A 19416-nucleotide genomic window follows, 5' to 3' on the forward strand; every position below is an offset into this window, starting at 1 on the left:
GGGTAGAATACCCGCCACCTTACGCAAGATGCGACCCGCACATGACCGATCTGACGCTTCATCACAACCCGCGCTGCTCGAAATCCCGCGGTGCGCTGCAATTGCTGGAAGCCCGCGGCCTCACCCCGACCGTGGTGCGCTATCTGGAAATCCCGCTGAACGCCGCGCAATTAAAGGCGCTGCTCGGCAAGCTGAGCATCAGCGCGCGCCAACTGCTGCGCACCGGTGAAGAGGAATACAAGACCCTCAACCTGGCGGATGCCAGCCTCAGCGAAGCACAGTTGATCGCCGCCATCGCCGAGCACCCGAAGCTGATGGAACGCCCGATCCTCGAAACCACCGATAAAGCCATCATTGGCCGTCCGCCAGAGAACGTGCTGGAGATCCTGCCGTGAGCGCGCCGTATGTGCTGATCTTGTACTACAGCCGCAACGGTTCGGTCAGCGAAATGGCCCGACACATTGCCCGAGGCGTCGAACAAGGCGCAATGGAGGCCCGACTGCGCACCGTGCCGGCGATCTCCACCGAGTGCGAAGCCGTCGCGCCGAGCATTCCGGACGAAGGCGCACTGTATGCCAGCCTCGATGACCTGAAAAATTGCTCGGGCCTGGCCTTGGGTAGCCCAACCCGCTTCGGCAACATGGCTGCGCCGCTCAAGTACTTTATCGACGGCACCAGCAACCTGTGGCTCACCGGCGCCCTCGTCGGCAAGCCGGCCGGGGTGTTTACCTCTACCGCCAGCCTGCACGGCGGCCAGGAAACCACGCTGATGTCGATGCTGTTGCCGCTGTTGCACCACGGCATGTTGATCACCGGCCTGCCCTACAGCGAACAGGCATTGCTCGACACCCAGGGCGGCGGTACGCCTTATGGCGCCAGCCACCATGCCGGGCCTGACGGCAAGCGCATGCTCGATCAACACGAAATCACCCTGTGCCGCGCCTTGGGCCTGCGCCTGGCTAAAACCGCTACGTTGCTGGAGAACGGCCGTGGCCAGGAAGCCTAAGGTCCTGCCCCCCCAGGCGTGGCTGGAGCCACGGGTCAAGGTGGCGCGCACGCTGAGCCTGCTGGCGTTTTTGGGCTTGGCGGGGTTGCTCTGCGTTTACTACCTGTTCGTCGCCGACCTGCACGGTGCCCGGCCGTGGGTGATCCTACTGATCGAACTGGTGCCGCTGCTGGTGCTGGCACCCGGCATGCTGCTGGGCAGCGCGCGCGGGCATTCGTGGATGTGTTTTGTGGTGAACCTGTATTTCATCAAAGGCGCGCTGGCGGCATACGACCCGAACCGGCAGTGGTTCGGGGTGTTGGAGATGCTGGCGAGTCTGGCGGTGTTTTGTACGGCGTTGCTTTATGTGCGGTGGCGGCACCAGTTGAATCGCCGCCTTGCTACAGGTTAGTGATTCACCGTATAGGCCAACATCATCGACAACTGACACATCGGCCGGCCACTCTCGGCATGCCACTGGTTGAAAGCGCCCTGCACCGTCGCCAAATCGCGCAGGCTGGTCGGCGCCTTGTCGACGATCTTCTGCGCGTTCAACGCCGCGACCACGTCATAACTCGGCACAAACGTGTCCTTGCCCACCATGCGCAAAAAACGCGGCGCTGACAGCCCGCCCAGTTGGTGGCCGTGCTTGCTCAGGTACTTCCACAGCCCAACGATATCGGTCACCGGCCAATCGGCGACAAACGCACCAAAGCTGCCTTTCTCCTGTTCAATGTCGAGGATCATCTGCGCATTGCGCGGCACGCTCTTGAGCTTGCCCAGGTGGCGGATGATCCGCGTGTCCTGCATCAACCGCTCCAGGTGTTCGGCGCCCATCAGCACAACTTTTTCCGGATCGAAGCCGAAGAACACTTGCTCGAACGCCGGCCACTTGGCGTCCACCACACTGTGCTTCAAACCCGCGCGAAATACCCGCAACGCCAATGTCGACAGGTAGCGGTCATCACTGATCTTGCGTAACTGCGCCGGGGTCTTGGGTACAGGCAGGTGGGCTTCCAGCTCGGCCGCCGAACCGAAGCGGTTCAGACAATATTCGTGCAGCCACTTGTAATCGCGCATGCCCTCTCCTGAGATTCGAATTGAAAACGGCGCTCGCGAGCGCCGTGTGTCAGAGCATTGAATAGGCTCAGAGGTTCACAACATTAACGAAGCGCGAAGCGGCGCTCTCATCAATTTTCAGGCTGGTGAAGTCAAACAGGTTGCGGTCGGCCAACTGCGACGGCTGCACGTTCTGCAGGCTGCGGAAGATACTTTCGGTGCGACCGGGCATCTTGCGCTCCCAGTCCAGCAGCATCTCCTTGACCACTTGGCGCTGCAGGTTTTCCTGGGACCCGCACAGGTTGCACGGGATGATCGGAAATTGCTTGAGGTCGGAGTAGGCCTGGATGTCCTTCTCGTTGCAATACGCCAGCGGGCGGATTACCACGTTGCGCCCGTCATCGGCGCGCAGCTTGGGCGGCATGGCTTTGAGCGAGCCATTGAAGAACATATTGAGGAAAAAGGTTTCGACGATGTCATCGCGATGATGACCCAGGGCCATCTTGGTCGCGCCGATCTCATCGGCGAAGGTATAAAGCGTGCCACGGCGCAGGCGCGAACACAGCGAGCAGGTGGTCTTGCCTTTCGGGATCAGTTCCTTGACCACCGAATAGGTGTCTTTTTCGACGATGTGGTAATCGACGCCCAACGCTTTGAGGTAGGCCGGCAGCATATGCTCGGGGAAGCCCGGTTGTTTCTGGTCCATGTTGACGGCAACGATCTCAAACGTGATCGGCGCGACCTTTTGCAGGTGCAGCAGCACATCAAGCAGGGTGTAGCTGTCTTTGCCGCCGGAGAGGCAGACCATGACCTTGTCGCCGTCCTCGATCATGTTGAAATCGGCGACCGCTTCACCGGCCAGGCGACGCAGGCGTTTTTGCAGTTTGTTCTGGTTGACCGTAAGTGTGCCCATGGCGCTTGGATCCGCTGGAGGTGTGTGACGAAAAGCGCTGCATTTTACGCAAAAATACTTCAATGGGCGACGCCGATCCAATGTGGGAACTGGCTTGCCTGCGATAGCGGTGGGCCCGTCAACTTATCGAGTTCTGACAGGTTGCGATCACATGCAAGCCATCTGCCACAGTTGACCCTTTGGCGCCGACAGACCTAGCCGCGATTAAGCCCAATGTTTACAGCGCAATTTGCTCTAAAGGCCCTACAGTTATTCCGGGCATACCTTCCTATACTGCGACTAGAGGTCGCACAGCTATCCAGGACCTTTGAGGCCATTTGGCCCGTGGGCGCTCCGATGGGGGGCGATGGCAATAACGACAGGAGTGACTCGCATGATCCATCACGTCGTGGGGCTTTTTACCCATCCCGACCAGGAGTGGCGGGAAATTCGTGGCGATAAAGAAGAAAGCATCAGCCACATGTACCTCACTCACACACTGATTCTCGCGGCGATCCCCGCCGTATCAGCCTTTATCGGTACCACCCAGGTTGGCTGGGTCATCGGCAACCGCTCGCCGGTGATGCTGACCCAGGAAAGCGCGCTGTGGATGACCCTCATGTCCTACGCCGCCATGCTTGGCGGTGTGGCGGTGATGGGCGCGTTCATCCACTGGATGGCCCGTACCTACGACGCCAACCCCAGCATGGCGCGCTGCGTGGCGTTTGCCACCTACACCGCCACGCCGCTGTTCATCGGCGGGCTGGCGGCGCTCTACCCGCATATGTGGCTGGGCATGGTCGTGGGCACGGCGGCGATTTGCTACACGGTGTACCTGCTGTACGTGGGGTTGCCGACCTTCATGAACATCGACCCGGATGAGGGTTTCCTGTTTTCCAGCTCGGTGCTGGCCGTAGGCCTGGTGGTACTGGTGGCGATCATGGCGTTTACCGTGATTGTCTGGGGCCTCGGCGTAGGTCCGATCTATACCAACTGATCCGTTTAAACCGTAGGCAAGGCCACCGCAAGGTGGCTTTGTGCGTTATGCATGACCATTCGGCGCCTGACAGATTCGGAAACACTCAGCTTTGCGGCATACTGGGGTCTCTGGAGATATGTACAGCATGCCCGAGCAACTCAATACCCGCGTCGAAGATTGTTTCCAACAAGCTGAATCCTTTTTCAAACGAAGCTTCAAACGCCCCCAGGTCAGCCTCAAGCTGCGGGGCCAGAAGGCCGGTGTCGCGCATTTGCACGAGAACCTGCTGCGCTTCAACCCACAGTTGTACCGTGAAAACAGCCAGCATTTCCTGAAACAGACCGTGGCCCATGAAGTGGCGCACCTGATCGCCCACCAACTGTTCGGCGAGCGCATTCAGCCCCATGGCGAGGAATGGCAATTGATCATGCGCGGGGTTTACGAACTGCCGCCTGACCGTTGCCACACGTATGAGGTGAAGCGTCGTCAGGTGACTCGCTACATTTACCGATGCCCGTGTGCCGATAGCGACTTTCCGTTTTCGTCGCAGCGACATGGCATGGTGGCGCAGGGGCGGCGGTATTTGTGTCGGCGGTGTCGGCAGACGTTGGTATTTACCGGGGAAACTCGGGTGGAGTGAGGGCCTCTTCGCAGGCAAGCCCGCTCCCACATTCGACCGTGTTCTGACCTTGGAATACAGTCGAATGTGGGAGCGGGCTTGCTCGCGAAGACGCCGGTTCAGGCGCTACACAACGACTTTGGCACTGCGCAATTCCTCTATTCGCTGAGCACTGAACCCCAACTCCGCCAAGACCTCATCACTGTGCGCCCCCACTGCAACCCCGATATGCCGAGGCACTGGCACCCCCTCGGAAAACTTCAACGGGCAGGCCAGTTGCGCCTGGGTCGAACCGTCACCCCGCGGCACCTGGGTGATCAGTTCGCGCGCTTTTAACTGCGGATGATCCACTGCCTCGCTCAGGCTCAGCACCGGTTCGACACAAGCGTCGACCCCGGCAAACAACTCACACAACTCTTCGAAGCTACGCTTTTCAAACTCGACTTTCAGCGCCAGCTTAAGGTCTTTTTGCTGCTCCGGCTTGGGCAAAAAGCCTTGTGCCGCCAACTCCGGCCGTCCCAGCGTTTCACAGAGTTGCTGCATAAACCCTGGCTCCAAACTGCCCACCGACATCCAGCGCCCATCCCGCGAGCGGTAATAGTCGTAGAAACTACCGCCGTTGAGCACATGGCTCTCCCACTCCGGCTCCACCCCACACGCTAGGTAACCCGCACCGGCCATGGCATTCAGGCTGAACGAGCAATCGGTCATGCTCACATCCAGGTATTGGCCGACCCCGCTCTGCTGTCGGGCGATAACAGCCGCCAACAAACCCACCACCGCATGCAGCGAACCACCGCCCACGTCCGCCAGTTGCACGCCCAACGGCAGCGGCCCGCTGTCGGCACGGCCGGTGTAGCTGCCCACGCCGGCCAGTGCCAGGTAATTGATATCGTGCCCGGCGCGGTCCTTATAGGGCCCGGTCTGGCCGTAACCGGTGATCGACACGTAAATCAGCTTTGGGTTGATCGCCTTCAACGCCTCATACCCCAAGCCCAGGCGTTCCATCACCCCTGGCCGGAACTGTTCGAGCACGATGTCGTACGCCTTGACCAACGCCCGCACGACTTCCAGCGCTTCAGGCTGCTTGAGATCAAGCGCGAGGCTGCGTTTATTGCGATTGAGGTAGGCATGGCTCGCCGAAACACCCTGATCATGGGGCGGCAATACCCGCAGCAGGTCCAGGCGCGTGGGCGATTCGATACGCAGGACCTCGGCGCCCATGTCCGCCAGCATCAACGATGCAAACGGGCCAGGCAGCAAGGTGGAAAAATCCAACACTTTGAGGGACGCCAAGGGACCTGACATGGGCACTCCATTTTTGTTTTGAATGCACACAGACTAGGCAGCCTTGCGCTGACCGGCAATCGCCGGAACAGTCACCAACAGTGACCGTTTTGATCACGGCGGGCTTTTTCGTGGCAGCGGCTTTATCATTGCCCCACGTTTGCTTGCAGAGTGTTCCATGAAGTTCGCGATTGCACTGTTTTCCGCCGCCCATGCGCCCTCTTCGCGCCGTGCCCTGCTGTTCGCTCAAGCGGCGTTGGCCGGCGGGCATGAGATTGTGCGGCTGTTTTTCTATCAGGACGGCGTGCATAGCGCGTCCAATAACATCGTTGCGCCCCAGGATGAGCAAGACATCGCCCGCCAATGGCGTGAGTTTGTCAGCCAGCACCAGCTCGACGGCGTGGTGTGCATCGCCGCCGCCCTGCGGCGTGGCGTGCTCAACCAGGAGGAAGCCACGCGCTATCAACGCAGCGCGGTGAACTTGGACGCGCCGTGGGCGCTGTCGGGCCTGGGTCAGTTGCATGACGCCGCCCAGGCCGCTGACCGCCTGATCTGCTTTGGAGGGCCGTGACATGTCCAAATCCTTATTGGTGATCAGCCGCCAGGCGCCATGGTCCGGGCCAAGTGCCCGGGAAGCCTTGGATATCGTCCTGGCCGGTGGCGCCTTCGATCTACCGATTGGCCTGCTGTTCCTCGATGACGGCGTGTTCCAACTGGCGCCGCACCAGGACGCCAAGGCCGTGCAGCAAAAAGACCTCAGCGCCAACTTGCAGGCACTGGGCCTTTTTGCCATCGATGACGTATTTGTCTGCCGCCACAGCCTGGCCGAGCGCGGCCTCGCGCCGCCCGCCAGCGCCCAGCCGCTGGACAGCGAAGCGATCTCCCAGTTGATTGACCGTTACGACCAGGTGATGACCCTCTGATGTCGACTCTCCATGTGGTTTCCCACTCCCCGTTTACCGATAGCCGCCTCGACAGCTGCCTGCGCATCTGTGGCGCCAAGGACGCCATCCTGCTCTGCGGCGATGGCGCCTACGCGCTGCACAACCCGGCGCTGCACACCAAGGGCGTGAAGGTCTTTGTGCTGGCCGAAGACATGCAGGCGCGCCATTTGCCTCTGCCGGACTGGGCCGACAGCGTGGACTACCCAGGTTTCGTGCAGCTGTCGATCGACTACGACAAGGTCAACAGCTGGCTATGAACACCCTGACCGTCGGCGCACGCACCTTGGAACTGGACAAGGACGGTTACCTGGTTGACCTGAACGAGTGGTCCGATGAGGTGGCAATCGCCCTGGCCGCCGCTGAGACGCTGGAGCTGACCCCGGACCATTGGGAGATCCTCCAACTGCTGCGCCAGTTCTACGCCGAATTCCAGCTGTCGCCCGCCACCCGCCCGCTGATCAAGTACACCGCCTTGAAGCTGGGCCCGGGAAAGGGCAACAGCCTGCACCTGAACAAACTGTTCAACGGCACTCCCGCCAAACTCGCCGCCAAGCTGGCGGGCCTGCCCAGGCCGACGAATTGCTTATGACCGACTTTGCCCCGCTGACCCTTGAAACCCCTGCAGAGCACCCGTTTGCGCAGTTCGTGCGCATCCTGGGCAAAGGCAAGCGCGGCGCGCGCAACCTCACCCGCGAGGAAGCCCGCGAAGCCATGGGCATGCTGCTCGACGAAAAAGTCGAAGACACCCAGCTCGGCGCCTTCTTGATGCTGTTGCGCCACAAGGAAGAAAGCCCGGAAGAACTCGCCGGCTTCACCGAAGCCGTGCGCGAACGCCTCAACGCCCCGGCGCTGAACGTGGATGTCGACTGGCCCACCTACGCCGGCAAGAAGCGTCACCTGCCATGGTACCTGCTTGCCGCCAAGTGCCTGGCACAAAATGGCGTGCGCATCCTGATGCACGGCGGTGGCGCGCATACGGCGGGGCGGCTGTACACCGAGCAATTGCTGGAAGGCTTGCAGATCCCGCTGTGCCGTAACTGGCAGCAGGTCGAGGCCGCCTATCAACGAGGCAACCTGGCGTTTATCCCACTGGGCGATTGGGCGCCGCAGTTGCAGCGCATGATCGACCTGCGCAACACCCTGGGCCTGCGCTCGCCGATTCACTCTCTGGCGCGCTTGCTTAACCCGATGAATGCACGCCTGGGCCTGCAAAGCATTTTCCACCCCGGTTACCAAGGCGTGCACCGCGATGCCAGCGGCCTACTCGGCGACAATGTGATTGTCGTGAAGGGCGATGGCGGCGAAATCGAGATCAACCCCGACTCGGCCAGCCACTTGTACGGCACCAGCGGTGGCGAAAGCTGGGACGAAGAATGGCGCGCCCTCTCCGCCCAGCGCCACGTCAAACCTGCCACGTTGGAACCCGAGCACTTGAAGGCCGTGTGGCGCGGGGATGTCGAAGACAGCTACCCACAACTGGCCCTGATCGCCACCATGGCCCTGGCCTTGCGCGGCTTGGATCACTCACGGGAACAGGCGTTCGTGTTGGCCCAGCAATACTGGGACGCGCGGGACAAATCGATTTAATCGATCATTCACCTTCAGTCTTTGCGCTTTTAAATCGAACTCAGCCCTTTAGACTGGCCTCCAACGCTTAATAGCAGAGGAGCCAGTCATGGGTTTGCTGATTGAAGGACGCTGGAAAGACCAGTGGTACGAAAGTAGCGCAGACGGCGCATTCCAACGGGAACAGGCGCAACGCCGCAACTGGGTGACCGCCGACGGTTCGCCAGGCCCGAGCGGCGAAGGCGGCTTCAAGGCCGAGGCCGGTCGCTACCACCTCTACGTGTCCCTCGCCTGCCCGTGGGCCCATCGCACCCTGATCCTGCGCAAGCTCAAGGGCCTTGAAAGCTTGATCGACGTGTCCGTGGTCAGTTGGCTGATGCTGGAAAACGGCTGGACCTTCGACAAGGCCCACGGCTCGACCGGCGACACGCTCGACGATTTCGCCTTCATGCACCAGCGCTACACTGCCGATACCGCCGACTACACCGGGCGCGTCACTGTGCCGGTGCTGTGGGACAAAAAACTGAAGCGCATCGTGAGCAATGAATCGGCGGAAATCATCCGCATGTTCAACAGTGCGTTCAACGGGATGACCGGCAACACCCTGGACTTTTACCCAGAAGCGCTGCGCCCTACCATCGACGCGCTGAACGAGCGCATTTATCCCGCGGTGAACAATGGTGTGTACCGCGCAGGCTTTGCCACTTCGCAGCAGGCGTATGAAAGTGCATTTGATGATGTGTTTGCCGAACTGGATCACCTGGAACAGCATCTGGGCGATCATCGCTACCTGGCCGGGGAGTACCTGACCGAAGCCGATGTGCGCCTGTTCACCACGCTGATTCGCTTTGATGCGGTGTATTACAGCCACTTCAAATGCAATTTGCGGCGGATTGCGGACTGCCCAAATCTGTCGAATTGGCTGAGGGAGATATATCAGTGGCCAGGTGTGGCCGAGACGGTGGATTTTGAACACATCAAGGGGCATTACTACGCCAGCCACCGGACAATCAATCCGACGGGGATTGTACCGAAGGGGCCGTTGCAAGCGTTTGATGCCGGACATGATCGGTACAAATTGACCGGCCAATCGGTATTTGGTTTGTAGTGAGCGAGCTTGCCCCGCTCACTACATCAGGTGTTCAGACTTGCGACTGAGCGCCTTCGAACCACTTGAGCTTCTCGCGCAACACCACGACTTCACCAACGATCACCAATGTCGGCGCATGCACTTCATGCTCCGCCACCATGCGCGGCAAGTCGGCCAGCGTGCCAGTAAACACACGCTGGTTGGACGTGGTGCCCTGCTGGATCAATGCCGCCGGGGTATCAGCTGCCCGCCCATGCTTGATCAGCTGTTCGCAGATGATCGGCAAACCAATCAAGCCCATGTAGAACACCAAGGTCTGCGAGGGGCCCACCAAGTCATCCCAAGGCAGTTCCGACGTACCGTTCTTTAAATGCCCGGTGATAAATCGCACTGACTGCGCGTAGTCGCGGTGGGTCAGCGGAATGCCCGCATACGCTGCGCAACCGCTGGCCGCCGTGATCCCCGGCACCACTTGGAACGGGATGCCGTGGGCTGCCAGTTCCTCAATCTCTTCACCACCTCGCCCAAAGATGAATGGATCGCCACCCTTGAGGCGCAGTACGCGTTTGCCTTGCTTGGCCAAGTCAACCAGTTGCTGGTTGATCTGATCTTGCGGCACAGCATGGTCGGCGCGACGCTTGCCGACGTACACGCGCTCGGCATCACGGCGGCACAACTCGAGAATCGCCGGCGCTACCAAGCGGTCGTACAGCACCACATCGGCTTGCTGCATCAGGCGCAAGGCACGAAAGGTCAGCAGGTCCGGATCGCCCGGGCCTGCGCCGACCAGGTAAACCTCACCCGGGGCATTTGGTGGTGCACCGTTGACCTTTTCAATCAATAGACGCTCAGCTTCAGCGCCCTGCCCGGCCAGTTGCCGATCGGCAATCGGGCCCTGGAATACTTCCTCCCAGAACGCGCGACGTTGCTGCACATCCGGGTACAAGCCTTTGACCTGGGCACGAAACCGCGCCGCCAACCCGGCCAACTGACCGTAGGTGGACGGAATCCAGGTTTCCAGCTTGGCGCGGATCAGGCGCGCCAGCACCGGCGCATCGCCGCCGCTGGACACCGCGATCACCAGGGGCGAACGGTCGACAATCGCCGGGAAGATCACGCTGCACAAGGCCGGCGCATCCACCACATTGACCGGCACACAACGACGCTTGGCATCGCTGGACACTTGCGCGTTCAGCGGCTCGTCGTCCGTTGCCGCGATGATCAGGGTGCAACCGTCGAGGTCGGCCTCCTGATAACCGCGCAACATCAGTTCCCCGCCACTGCCCTGCACCAGCTCACGCAACTGGTCTTCGATCTGGGGAGCAACCACCCGCAGCACCGCACCGGCGTCGGCCAGCAGCCGGGATTTGCGCAAGGCAATCTCCCCACCACCGACGACCAACACACGACTGCCGCGCAGGTTATGAAACAGCGGCAGAAATTCCATTTAGCGGATGACCTCAACGCCAGCCATGTAAGGCTTGAGCACGTCAGGCACACGGATCGAGCCGTCAGCCTGTTGGTAGTTTTCCAGCACCGCCACCAGCGTACGGCCTACGGCCAGGCCGGAACCGTTGAGGGTATGGACCAGCTCCGGCTTGCCGGTTTCCGGGTTACGGAAACGCGCTTGCATACGACGCGCCTGGAAATCACCGCAGTTGGAGCACGACGAAATCTCGCGGTATTTGTCCTGGCTCGGTACCCACACTTCGAGGTCGTAGGTCTTCACGGCGCTGAAACCCATGTCGCCCGTGCACAGCGCCAGCACGCGGTACGGCAGCTCCAGCAGTTGCAGGACGCGTTCGGCGTTGGCGGTCAGGCCTTCCAGGGCTTCCATGGAGGTCGACGGCTCGACGACCTGCACCATCTCGACCTTGTCGAACTGGTGCTGGCGGATCATGCCGCGAGTGTCACGACCCGATGCACCGGCTTCGCTGCGGAAGCACGGGCTGTGAGCCACGAACTTCAACGGCAGTTGCTTGGCGTCGAGGATCTCGCCCGCAACGATATTGGTCAGCGACACTTCGGCGGTCGGGATCAAGTACAGATCGGCATCACCGTCGCGGCTGATCTTGAACAGCTCTTCCTCGAACTTCGGCAACTGGCTGGTGCCCATCAGCGCCGGCGCCTGCACCAGGTATGGGGTGTAGGCTTCTTCGTAACCGTGCTCGGCGGTGTGCAGATTGATCATGAACTGCGCCAGGGCGCGGTGCATGCGCGCGATCGGGCCGCGCAGCAAGGCAAAGCGTGCGCCGGACATCTTGGCGGCAGTCTCAAAATCCAGGCCGCCGGTCAATTCGCCCAGGGCAACGTGGTCCTTGATCTCGAAATCAAAGGCTTTTGGCGTGCCCCACCGGCGCACTTCGACGTTGCCGTCTTCGTCTTCGCCCATCGGCACAGACTCATGCGGTAAGTTGGGGATGCCCAGCAGGATGGAATCCAGCTCGGTCTGAATGCCTTCCAGCTCGATTTTGCCGTCAGAGAGCTCGGTGCCCATGCGCTCGACATCCGCCATCAGCGGCGCGATGTCTTCGCCGCGCTGCTTGGCCTGACCGATGGATTTGGAACGCGCATTACGCTCAGCCTGCAGTGCTTCGGTGCGGGTCTGGACGGTCTTGCGCTGTTCTTCCAGCGCTTCGATGCGCGCGACATCCAAGGCAAAGCCACGGGATGCCAGGCGGTCCGCTACGTCCTGAAGGTTGCTACGTAACAGTTTGGAATCGAGCATGTCGGTCTCTCGTTATCAAAGTTTGGTCAAGGACAGGCCAGCCCAGGTGGCGAGCAGCCCGCCGAACACGCTGATGCCCAGGTACACGAAAGCAACCAGGGCCTGCCCGCTTTCCAGCAGGCGCAGCGTATCCAGTGAAAAGGATGAAAAGGTCGTCAGACCGCCTACAAAGCCGACAATCAAGCCAGCCCGAATTTCAATCGGTACTTCCGGGCGCAGCAGGAACCAGCCGTACAACAGCCCGATGATCAAACAGCCCACCAGGTTGACCGCCAGGGTCGCCGCATAAAAATGCTTCGGCCAGTTGGCGCTGACCCAGGTGCTAGTGGCGAAACGCAATAATGTACCAGCGATGCCGGCTGCGGACACGGCAAGAATCATCTTGAGCACTACTTTCTCCGCTGTTTTGGGCTGAGTTGATCGAGTTGGGCGAGGTGATTGAGCTTTTCACCGATCTTCAGCTCCAAGCCACGGGGCACCGGCTGGTAGAACGGCTGTGGCTCAAGGTCGTCGGGGAAGTAATCTTCACCGGCAGCATAGGCGTCCGGTTCATCGTGGGCATAACGGTATTCATCACCGTAGCCCAGTTGTTTCATCAGCTTGGTCGGCGCGTTGCGCAGGTGCAGCGGCACTTCCAGGGAGCCGTGTTCGGCAGCTGCGCGCAGGGCGGACTTGAAGCCCATATACACCGCGTTGCTTTTAGGTGCGCAGGCCAAATAGGTAATGGCCTGGGCCACTGCCAACTCGCCTTCCGGGCTGCCCAGACGCTCCTGAACTTCCCACGCCGCCAGGCACAGGCTCAGCGCACGCGGGTCAGCGTTGCCGATGTCTTCGCTGGCCATACGCACCACGCGGCGGGCAAGGTAAAGCGGGTCGCAGCCACCGTCGATCATGCGCGCGAACCAGTACAGCGCGCCGTCCGGGTTGGAACCGCGTACGGATTTGTGCAGCGCCGAGATCTGGTCGTAGAAGGCTTCGCCGCCCTTGTCGAAGCGCCGACGCGTATCGCCGAGCAGGCTTTGCAGGAGCTCGACGCCAATTTCATTGCCGTCTTCGGCGAGGTCCGAGGCGTTTTCCAGCAGGTTGAGAAAGCGGCGCCCGTCACCGTCTGCGGCGCTCATCAGAATCTTGAAGCCTTCATCGCTGAGACTCAGCTGGCGCTTGCCCAGGCCCTTGTCTTCGCTTAACGCACGCTGCAACAGCTTTCGCATCGCCGCTTCGTCCAGGCTTTTCAGCACATAGACGCGCGCCCGCGAAAGCAAGGCGTTGTTCAATTCAAAAGAAGGGTTCTCGGTGGTGGCACCGATAAAGATCAGCGTGCCGTCTTCAACATAGGGCAGGAACGCATCCTGCTGCGATTTGTTGAAGCGATGCACTTCATCGACAAACAGGATGGTGCGCTTGCCGTATTGCCCGGCCTGCTGCTTGGCGACTTCCACCGCCTGGCGGATCTCCTTGACCCCGGCGAGCACCGCCGAGACCGTTTCGAAGTGTGCATCCGAGACCTTCGCCAGCAGCCGCGCCAGGGTGGTTTTACCCACGCCCGGTGGCCCCCAGAAGATCATCGAATGCAGCGCGCCCTGCTCCAAGGCTTCACGCAGAGGCTTGCCGCGCGCGAGCAGGTGTTCCTGACCGACGTACTCATCCAGATTGGTCGAACGCAAGCGCGCGGCCAGGGGTTGAGCAATCGGGTCACTTCGAAACAGATCCATGGGCAGCGTTTGAAACCTCTGGGGGATTTATTCCTGGATCACGTCGGCACCCTTGGGGATGTCGAACTTGAACTTGGACGCCGGCACAGGCTGGTTGGCCTTGACCCCGGAGAACAGGATATCGGTGCGTTGGCCGACGCTGTCGACCAGTCGCATGTTATTGATCACGCCGTTGCCAAACGACAGGGACAGTGTGTCAAACAGGGTGTCCTTGGATTTCGGCTTGAGGGTGAACTCAATGACGTTGCTGGTTTGCTTGGACGTGATGTCGAAGCTGTCGTTGATTTTCGACACATCGCCCGACAGCAACAGCGCCGGGGTCTGGTTCAGACGCGGGTCGAGCTTCTTGATGGTCGCCTGTTCCAGGTCCGGGTCCCACAGAGTGACCTTCTGGCCATCGGAAACGATGGTCTGTTCAGCCTTGCCTTCCGTATGCCAGTAGAACAGGCCAGGGCGCTTTACAGCCATTTCGCCTGCGGTTTCCTGCAACTGGGTGCCGCCGGCATCCAGGGTCATCTGGGAAAAGCGCGCAGTCAGCGTTTGGGATTTGTCCAACAGGTTCTTCAGGCTGGCGACGGAAGCCGGGTCAGCGTGAGCCGAAACAGCGGTCAGGGCCAGTGCCGGCAACAACAGCATGCGGATAAGACGCATGGGAGTCCTCATTGAGTCGTTAGCGTGCCGCGTGCTGCCACGCGGCACGGGGTCAGTCGCGCATCTGCCCAGGGGCAATGACTTCGCGCGAGCCGTTGGTGTTCATTGCGGTCACGACGCCGGCATTTTCCATGGATTCGATCATGCGGGCGGCGCGGTTGTAGCCAATCTTGAGCTTGCGTTGCACGGCGGAAATCGACGCGCGACGGCTTTCCAGCACGAAGGCGACGGCTTCGTCGTACAGCGCGTCGGTCTCGGCATCATCGTCACCACTGCTGCCGCCGTCAAAGCCACTGCCGGCTTCTTCGACGCCCGCGAGGATGTCGTCGTTGTATTCCGGCGCGCCGCGCAGTTTCCAGGCTTCCACCACGCGGTGTACTTCATCGTCGGAAACAAACGCGCCGTGCACCCGGATTGGCAGGCTGGTGCCTGGCGGCATGTAGAGCATGTCACCGTGGCCCAGCAGTTGCTCGGCACCGCCCTGATCGATGATGGTCCGCGAGTCGATCTTGCTCGACACTTGGAACGCCATGCGCGTCGGGATGTTGGCCTTGATCAGACCGGTGATCACGTCCACCGAGGGACGCTGGGTGGCGAGGATCAAGTGGATACCGGCCGCCCGAGCTTTCTGGGCGATACGTGCGATGAGTTCTTCGACCTTCTTGCCGACGATCATCATCATGTCGGCAAATTCGTCGACCACCACCACGATGGTCGGCAGCTTGGTCAGCAGCGGCGCTTCGTCGTGAATGCTTTCGCGCTTGTACAGCGGGTCGGCCAGCGGTGTGCCGGCGTCCTGGGCCTCCTTGACCTTGGCGTTGAAACCCGACAGGTTACGTACGCCCATCTTCGCCATCAGCTTGTAGCGGCGCTCCATCTCGGCAACGCTCCACCGCAGCGCGTTGGCGGCGTCCTTCATGTCAGTGACCACGGGGCACAACAGGTGCGGGATGCCCTCGTAGATCGACAATTCCAACATCTTCGGGTCGATCATGATCAGTTTGGCGTCATCCGGGCCGGACTTGAACAGAATCGACAGGATCATCGCGTTCACACCCACCGACTTACCGGAACCGGTGGTACCCGCGACCAGCAGATGAGGCATTTTCGCCAGGTCAGTGATTACCGGCTTGCCGCCGATGTCGTGACCCAAGGCCAGGGTGACCGGCGATTTGAAGCTATCGTATTCCGGCGTCGACAGGACTTCGGAGAAGCGCACGATCTGGCGGTCTTCGTTGGGGATTTCGATACCCACGGTGGTTTTGCCGGGGATCACTTCCACCACGCGCACGCTGGTCACGGCCAGGGAACGCGCCAAGTCTTTCGCCAGGTTGGAAATACGGCTGACCTTGACGCCCGCCGCCGGCTGGATCTCGTAACGGGTAATCACCGGGCCGGGGTGGATCGAGTCCACCGTCACTTCGACGCCGAATTCCTTGAGCTTGATTTCCAGCAGGTGGCCGACGGCCGCCAGGGATTCAGGGGAATAATTAAGTTGTTTCTTTTCGGCCGGGTCGAGAATCGAGATCGGCGGCAAGGTACCTTCGACGGCGCTGTCGACAAACAACGGCGCCTGTTTCTCTTTTTGCACGCGAGCGCTGGGCTCGGGGGCCTTGGGCGGCGCCGGGGCAATCACTGGCGGCACCTGCTTCTCGCGGTCCGACATGTGCTTGCTCAGGGCTTGCTCGCGTTCGATCAGGCGTTCCTTGACCTTGGCCTGTTCGCGTCGGTCCGGCGTGCTCGGGGCCACCACCTCGTTGACGCGGGTGTCCACCTCACGCAGTTGGGCCACCATGCGTTTGCGGTCCACACGGGCCGACCACCAGCGATTAGCCGCGCCCTGGAATAGCTCCAGCAGGTCGAGGGTGATCTTGCCAGTCACGTCCATCACCTTGAACCACGACAGATCGGTGAACACGGTGAGACCGAACAGGAACAGCGCAATAAACATCAGGGTGCTGCCCTGGATATTCAGGCTCTTGCGCGCCAGGTCGCCGAGGCTTTCGCCCAGCGCACCGCCCGCACCCGCCGGCAGGCCGGTCGGCGCATGAAAATGGATATGGGCCAGGGCCGCGCCGGACAGCACCAGGAACACCAGGCCGATCAGGCGCCACGAAAACAGCCAACCGCTCCACTGCCATGGCTCGTGACGCTGGCGGAAGATCTGCCAGGTCTTTATCGCCAGCAGCAACGGGAAGATATACGCGAAGTAACCCAGCACCATAAACAGGATATCGGCGCTGTAGGAACCGGCGGGGCCGCCGAAGTTCTGCACGTCTTCGATCTTGCTGTTATGGCTCCAGCCGGGATCGTCCTTGCCATACGTGAGCAAGGCCATCATCAGGAACAGGCACAGCGCGCCGATAGCGATCAGCGCACCTTCCTTGAGGCGATAATGCAGGTGCTGGCGCCAGGCCGGCACGACTGCTGCTTTAGGTGTTGCGGCGGATTTCTTCAAAACGGGTCTTTTCCTGCGCCTTTAGCGCGTCCATCTGTTGAATGACTGCAAATACTGCCCAATCCGAGCAGCTGAAAAATGAACGAGTGTCGTTGAATCTACTTTTTAACATTGGGCGATTGCTGGATGAAATGAGGAAAGCGCCACAATGCCCGCATTGTACGGGTTTGTGACTGCGATGCCACGCCCTGGCCCTTCACCCGGCAGCCTAGCCAATCGAGTCTCACAACATGTTCAATTTGAGCATGCATTGTCTTTGCTGACAAAGGCTTATGAGCTGTTTTTATCAATCAAGGCCAGCTTGGCAAATGGCCTGCATCGAACCAACCCGATTACGACCGCGCCCCCGACACAGAGTTGCAGAAACACCTGCTCACGCTAATACGCATGAAAGGCCGATTCGGGCTGGCCCGATGGCGCCATGTCGACAATAATCAGCACTGCGCAAGCAGGTGTCATACCTGTCACTCCCCTCCCCTTCCGCAAGCCTGGATGCCATGCTGACCTGGTTACAACGCGATTCACTGACCTTCCCCCCGCTGGCCAAGGCCATGCGTGAGCCCAATGGCCTGCTCGCGGCCGGTGGCGACCTGTCGGCCGAACGACTGGTGCAAGCCTACCGTCACGGCTGCTTCCCATGGTTCTCGGAGGGCCAGCCGATCCTCTGGTGGTCGCCCGACCCACGTACCGTCATACTCCCCGACGAGCTGCATGTGTCCCGCAGCCTGGGCAAACTGTTGCGCCAGCAGCGCTACAGCGTCACCTTCGACCAGGACTTCGCTGCAGTCATCCAGGCCTGCGCCGCACCGCGCGCCTATACCGATGGAACCTGGATCACCCAAAGCATCCAGAGCGCCTACCTGGAACTGCATCAGCGCGGTTACGCCCATTCGGTAGAGGTCTGGGACGACGGGGAACTGGTGGGCGGCCTGTATGGCCTGGCAATGGGCCAATTGTTTTTCGGCGAATCAATGTTCAGCCGCGCCGACAACGCTTCGAAATTCGGCTTTGCCACGCTGACTCGCCAACTACAGGCCTGGGGCTTTGTGCTGATCGACTGCCAGATGCCCAACGACCACCTGCACAGCCTGGGTGCCCGCGCCATTTCCCGCAGCGACTTCGCAGGCTTCCTGCGTGACCATCTGGACCAGCCCAACGCCGGGCCTTGGGTTTCTTAAGCGACTTGCGCACTCCTGACTTACACTTACTTCAAAGCTTATCCGAGGGTTGATCATGACCGAGTTGGCGCGTTTGAAGTTTTATGCCACTCAACCCCACTCTTGCAGCTATCTGCCCGACGAGCAGGCCACCACACTGTTCCTCGACCCCAGCCAGCCGATGGACGTGCATGTGTACGCCGATCTCTCGGAAATGGGCTTTCGGCGCAGTGGCGATCATCTGTACCGGCCGCATTGCCAGAACTGTAATGCCTGCGTGCCGGCGCGCATCCCTGTGGCGCAGTTTCTGCCGGACCGTAACCAGAAGCGCATCCTCAAGCGCAACGCCGACCTGACGGTGATGCCAGCCAAGCCGCGCTTCACCGAAGAATACTTCGACCTGTATCAGCGTTATATCGAGCAACGACACGCCGACGGCGATATGTTTCCGCCCAGTCGCGACCAGTTTTCCACGTTCCTGGTGCGCGACCTGCCCTTCTCACGCTTCTACGAGTTTCGTGCGGACGGCCGCTTGGTGGCCGTCGCCGTGACCGATTTGCTGCCTAACGGGCTTTCAGCGGTCTACACCTTTTATGAGCCTGACGAAGAACGCCGTAGCCTGGGACGCTTCGCGATCCTCTGGCAAATTGGCGAATCCCTGCGCCAGGAACTGGAGGCGGTGTACCTCGGCTACTGGATCAAGAACTGCAAAAAGATGAATTACAAGACCCAATATCGACCCATTGAACTGCTGATTAATCAAAGATGGGTCACACATAACTAGAACCCCTTGGCTTAAACACCCTTTTTCGGGCACAATGCACGCCGCTTTTGCCTGGCGCAGTTGCACCGGGCCATTCACTGGATACCGAGGGCTTTACTGCATGTCGAAAGAAGACAGCTTCGAAATGGAAGGCACTGTCGTCGACACCCTGCCCAACACCATGTTTCGTGTGGAGTTGGAAAATGGGCACGTCGTAACCGCGCATATCTCCGGCAAGATGCGCAAGAACTACATTCGTATTCTTACCGGCGACAAAGTGCGCGTCGAGCTGACGCCCTATGACTTGAGCAAAGGGCGCATCACTTACCGCGCTCGCTAAGCAAGTCAATACAAAACGCCCGGTTATGCCGGGCGTTTTTGTGTGTGCTCTTTACCTAACAAGCCCGCTCTTATCAAACAAAAAATAACTCATTGTTTTTGCTCTTAAAATTTAAGCCGCTTTAACCAGCTGCAATCCAAGTTTGCGTGCCTTGCGTTCCAAGGCGCGCATCTGCCGATCACGGCT

The 19416-nt window shown here is 60.3% G+C and carries 23 protein-coding genes; 14 read left to right on the forward strand and 9 right to left on the reverse strand.

Annotation, left to right across the window (positions count from 1 at the left end; genetic code table 11):
- Positions 1 to 41: 41 nt before the first annotated feature.
- Genes arsC through AACY36_RS25385 form a run of 3 tightly spaced genes read left to right on the forward strand, consistent with a single transcriptional unit; the run spans position 42 to position 1397 of the window.
- Positions 42 to 395, forward strand: a complete 354-nt coding sequence (arsC, locus tag AACY36_RS25375) for an arsenate reductase (glutaredoxin) (RefSeq protein WP_339421052.1) — start codon at positions 42 to 44, stop codon at positions 393 to 395.
- Positions 392 to 1006: an NAD(P)H:quinone oxidoreductase gene (wrbA, locus tag AACY36_RS25380; RefSeq protein ID WP_339421050.1), complete on the forward strand. Its 615-nt coding sequence runs from the start codon at positions 392 to 394 to the stop codon at positions 1004 to 1006. The genes arsC and wrbA overlap by 4 nt, the downstream gene beginning before the upstream one ends.
- Positions 990 to 1397 (forward strand): DUF2069 domain-containing protein, encoded by a 408-nt coding sequence (locus AACY36_RS25385; RefSeq protein WP_339421048.1) that lies wholly within the window; start codon positions 990 to 992, stop codon positions 1395 to 1397. The genes wrbA and AACY36_RS25385 overlap by 17 nt, the downstream gene beginning before the upstream one ends.
- Here AACY36_RS25385 and AACY36_RS25390 read toward each other — a convergent pair.
- The gene (locus AACY36_RS25390; protein WP_010209632.1) at positions 1394 to 2065 is read right to left on the reverse strand and encodes a DNA-3-methyladenine glycosylase I; all 672 of its coding nucleotides are present in this window, start codon (positions 2063 to 2065) and stop codon (positions 1394 to 1396) included. The genes AACY36_RS25385 and AACY36_RS25390 overlap by 4 nt on opposite strands.
- Positions 2066 to 2132: 67 nt before the next feature.
- Positions 2133 to 2957: a tRNA 2-thiocytidine(32) synthetase TtcA gene (ttcA, locus tag AACY36_RS25395; protein ID WP_339421045.1), complete on the reverse strand. Its 825-nt coding sequence runs from the start codon at positions 2955 to 2957 to the stop codon at positions 2133 to 2135.
- Between the two features lie 373 nt (positions 2958 to 3330).
- Between ttcA and AACY36_RS25400 the strand changes: the two genes are divergently transcribed.
- Both AACY36_RS25400 and AACY36_RS25405 read left to right on the forward strand, forming a co-directional pair.
- The gene (locus AACY36_RS25400) at positions 3331 to 3933 is read left to right on the forward strand and encodes a Yip1 family protein (protein ID WP_065872086.1); all 603 of its coding nucleotides are present in this window, start codon (positions 3331 to 3333) and stop codon (positions 3931 to 3933) included.
- Positions 3934 to 4060: 127 nt separating this feature from the next.
- Positions 4061 to 4555: a SprT family zinc-dependent metalloprotease gene (locus AACY36_RS25405; RefSeq protein ID WP_065872224.1), complete on the forward strand. Its 495-nt coding sequence runs from the start codon at positions 4061 to 4063 to the stop codon at positions 4553 to 4555.
- Positions 4556 to 4660: 105 nt separating this feature from the next.
- Here the strand turns inward: AACY36_RS25405 and AACY36_RS25410 are convergent, their stop codons facing one another.
- On the reverse strand, positions 4661 to 5842 hold the full coding sequence (locus tag AACY36_RS25410; protein WP_339421041.1) for a CaiB/BaiF CoA transferase family protein: 1182 nt from the start codon (positions 5840 to 5842) through the stop codon (positions 4661 to 4663).
- A gap of 157 nt (positions 5843 to 5999) precedes the next feature.
- On the opposite strand from AACY36_RS25410, the gene tusD reads away from it, so the two are divergent.
- From tusD to AACY36_RS25440, 6 genes are all read left to right on the forward strand, one after another.
- A complete protein-coding gene (tusD, locus tag AACY36_RS25415; protein ID WP_339421039.1) occupies positions 6000 to 6392 on the forward strand; it encodes a sulfurtransferase complex subunit TusD in 393 nt (130 codons plus the stop codon).
- 1 nt (position 6393) lies between these two features.
- Positions 6394 to 6744: a sulfurtransferase complex subunit TusC gene (gene tusC, locus AACY36_RS25420; RefSeq protein WP_339497698.1), complete on the forward strand. Its 351-nt coding sequence runs from the start codon at positions 6394 to 6396 to the stop codon at positions 6742 to 6744.
- On the forward strand, positions 6744 to 7022 hold the full coding sequence (gene tusB, locus AACY36_RS25425; protein WP_339421037.1) for a sulfurtransferase complex subunit TusB: 279 nt from the start codon (positions 6744 to 6746) through the stop codon (positions 7020 to 7022). Before tusC ends, tusB begins: the two co-directional genes overlap by 1 nt.
- Complete coding sequence (locus AACY36_RS25430) at positions 7019 to 7354, forward strand: TusE/DsrC/DsvC family sulfur relay protein (RefSeq protein ID WP_339421036.1); 336 nt, start codon at positions 7019 to 7021, stop codon at positions 7352 to 7354. The genes tusB and AACY36_RS25430 overlap by 4 nt, the downstream gene beginning before the upstream one ends.
- Entirely contained in the window at positions 7351 to 8352 is a 1002-nt protein-coding gene (locus AACY36_RS25435) for a glycosyl transferase family protein (RefSeq protein ID WP_339421035.1), read from the forward strand. The genes AACY36_RS25430 and AACY36_RS25435 overlap by 4 nt, the downstream gene beginning before the upstream one ends.
- Positions 8353 to 8440: 88 nt before the next feature.
- Complete coding sequence (locus AACY36_RS25440; RefSeq protein WP_339421033.1) at positions 8441 to 9439, forward strand: glutathione S-transferase family protein; 999 nt, start codon at positions 8441 to 8443, stop codon at positions 9437 to 9439.
- Between the two features lie 34 nt (positions 9440 to 9473).
- Here AACY36_RS25440 and cysG read toward each other — a convergent pair whose 3' ends face one another.
- The 6 genes from cysG to AACY36_RS25470 are packed head-to-tail and all read right to left on the reverse strand — an operon-like array spanning position 9474 to position 16970.
- On the reverse strand, positions 9474 to 10868 hold the full coding sequence (gene cysG, locus AACY36_RS25445) for a siroheme synthase CysG (RefSeq protein WP_339421031.1): 1395 nt from the start codon (positions 10866 to 10868) through the stop codon (positions 9474 to 9476).
- Positions 10869 to 12149, reverse strand: a complete 1281-nt coding sequence (serS, locus tag AACY36_RS25450) for a serine--tRNA ligase (protein WP_339421029.1) — start codon at positions 12147 to 12149, stop codon at positions 10869 to 10871.
- Between the two features lie 15 nt (positions 12150 to 12164).
- Positions 12165 to 12539 carry a fluoride efflux transporter CrcB gene (gene crcB / locus AACY36_RS25455; protein WP_339421027.1) on the reverse strand — a complete coding sequence of 125 codons (375 nt, stop codon included), beginning with the start codon at positions 12537 to 12539 and terminating at the stop codon, positions 12165 to 12167.
- The gene (locus tag AACY36_RS25460) at positions 12539 to 13861 is read right to left on the reverse strand and encodes a replication-associated recombination protein A (RefSeq protein ID WP_339421025.1); all 1323 of its coding nucleotides are present in this window, start codon (positions 13859 to 13861) and stop codon (positions 12539 to 12541) included. Before AACY36_RS25460 ends, crcB begins: the two co-directional genes overlap by 1 nt.
- Positions 13862 to 13888: 27 nt before the next feature.
- Positions 13889 to 14512, reverse strand: coding sequence for an outer membrane lipoprotein chaperone LolA (lolA, locus tag AACY36_RS25465; RefSeq protein ID WP_339421023.1), 624 nt, complete (start codon positions 14510 to 14512; stop codon positions 13889 to 13891).
- A gap of 52 nt (positions 14513 to 14564) precedes the next feature.
- On the reverse strand, positions 14565 to 16970 hold the full coding sequence (locus tag AACY36_RS25470) for a DNA translocase FtsK (RefSeq protein ID WP_339421021.1): 2406 nt from the start codon (positions 16968 to 16970) through the stop codon (positions 14565 to 14567).
- A gap of 497 nt (positions 16971 to 17467) precedes the next feature.
- Here AACY36_RS25470 and aat point away from each other — a divergent pair, with 497 nt between their 5' ends.
- From aat to infA, 3 genes are all read left to right on the forward strand, one after another.
- Positions 17468 to 18148, forward strand: coding sequence for a leucyl/phenylalanyl-tRNA--protein transferase (aat, locus tag AACY36_RS25475; RefSeq protein ID WP_339421019.1), 681 nt, complete (start codon positions 17468 to 17470; stop codon positions 18146 to 18148).
- Between the two features lie 55 nt (positions 18149 to 18203).
- A complete protein-coding gene (locus tag AACY36_RS25480) occupies positions 18204 to 18911 on the forward strand; it encodes an arginyltransferase (RefSeq protein WP_339421017.1) in 708 nt (235 codons plus the stop codon).
- A 100-nt stretch (positions 18912 to 19011) separates the two neighbouring features.
- Entirely contained in the window at positions 19012 to 19230 is a 219-nt protein-coding gene (gene infA, locus AACY36_RS25485; RefSeq protein ID WP_002553999.1) for a translation initiation factor IF-1, read from the forward strand.
- Positions 19231 to 19416 lie beyond the last annotated feature (186 nt).

Source organism: Pseudomonas sp. EA_15y_Pfl1_P101 (assembly GCF_963970835.1).
In the GTDB taxonomy this organism is placed as follows: Bacteria; Pseudomonadota; Gammaproteobacteria; order Pseudomonadales; family Pseudomonadaceae; genus Aquipseudomonas; species Aquipseudomonas tritici.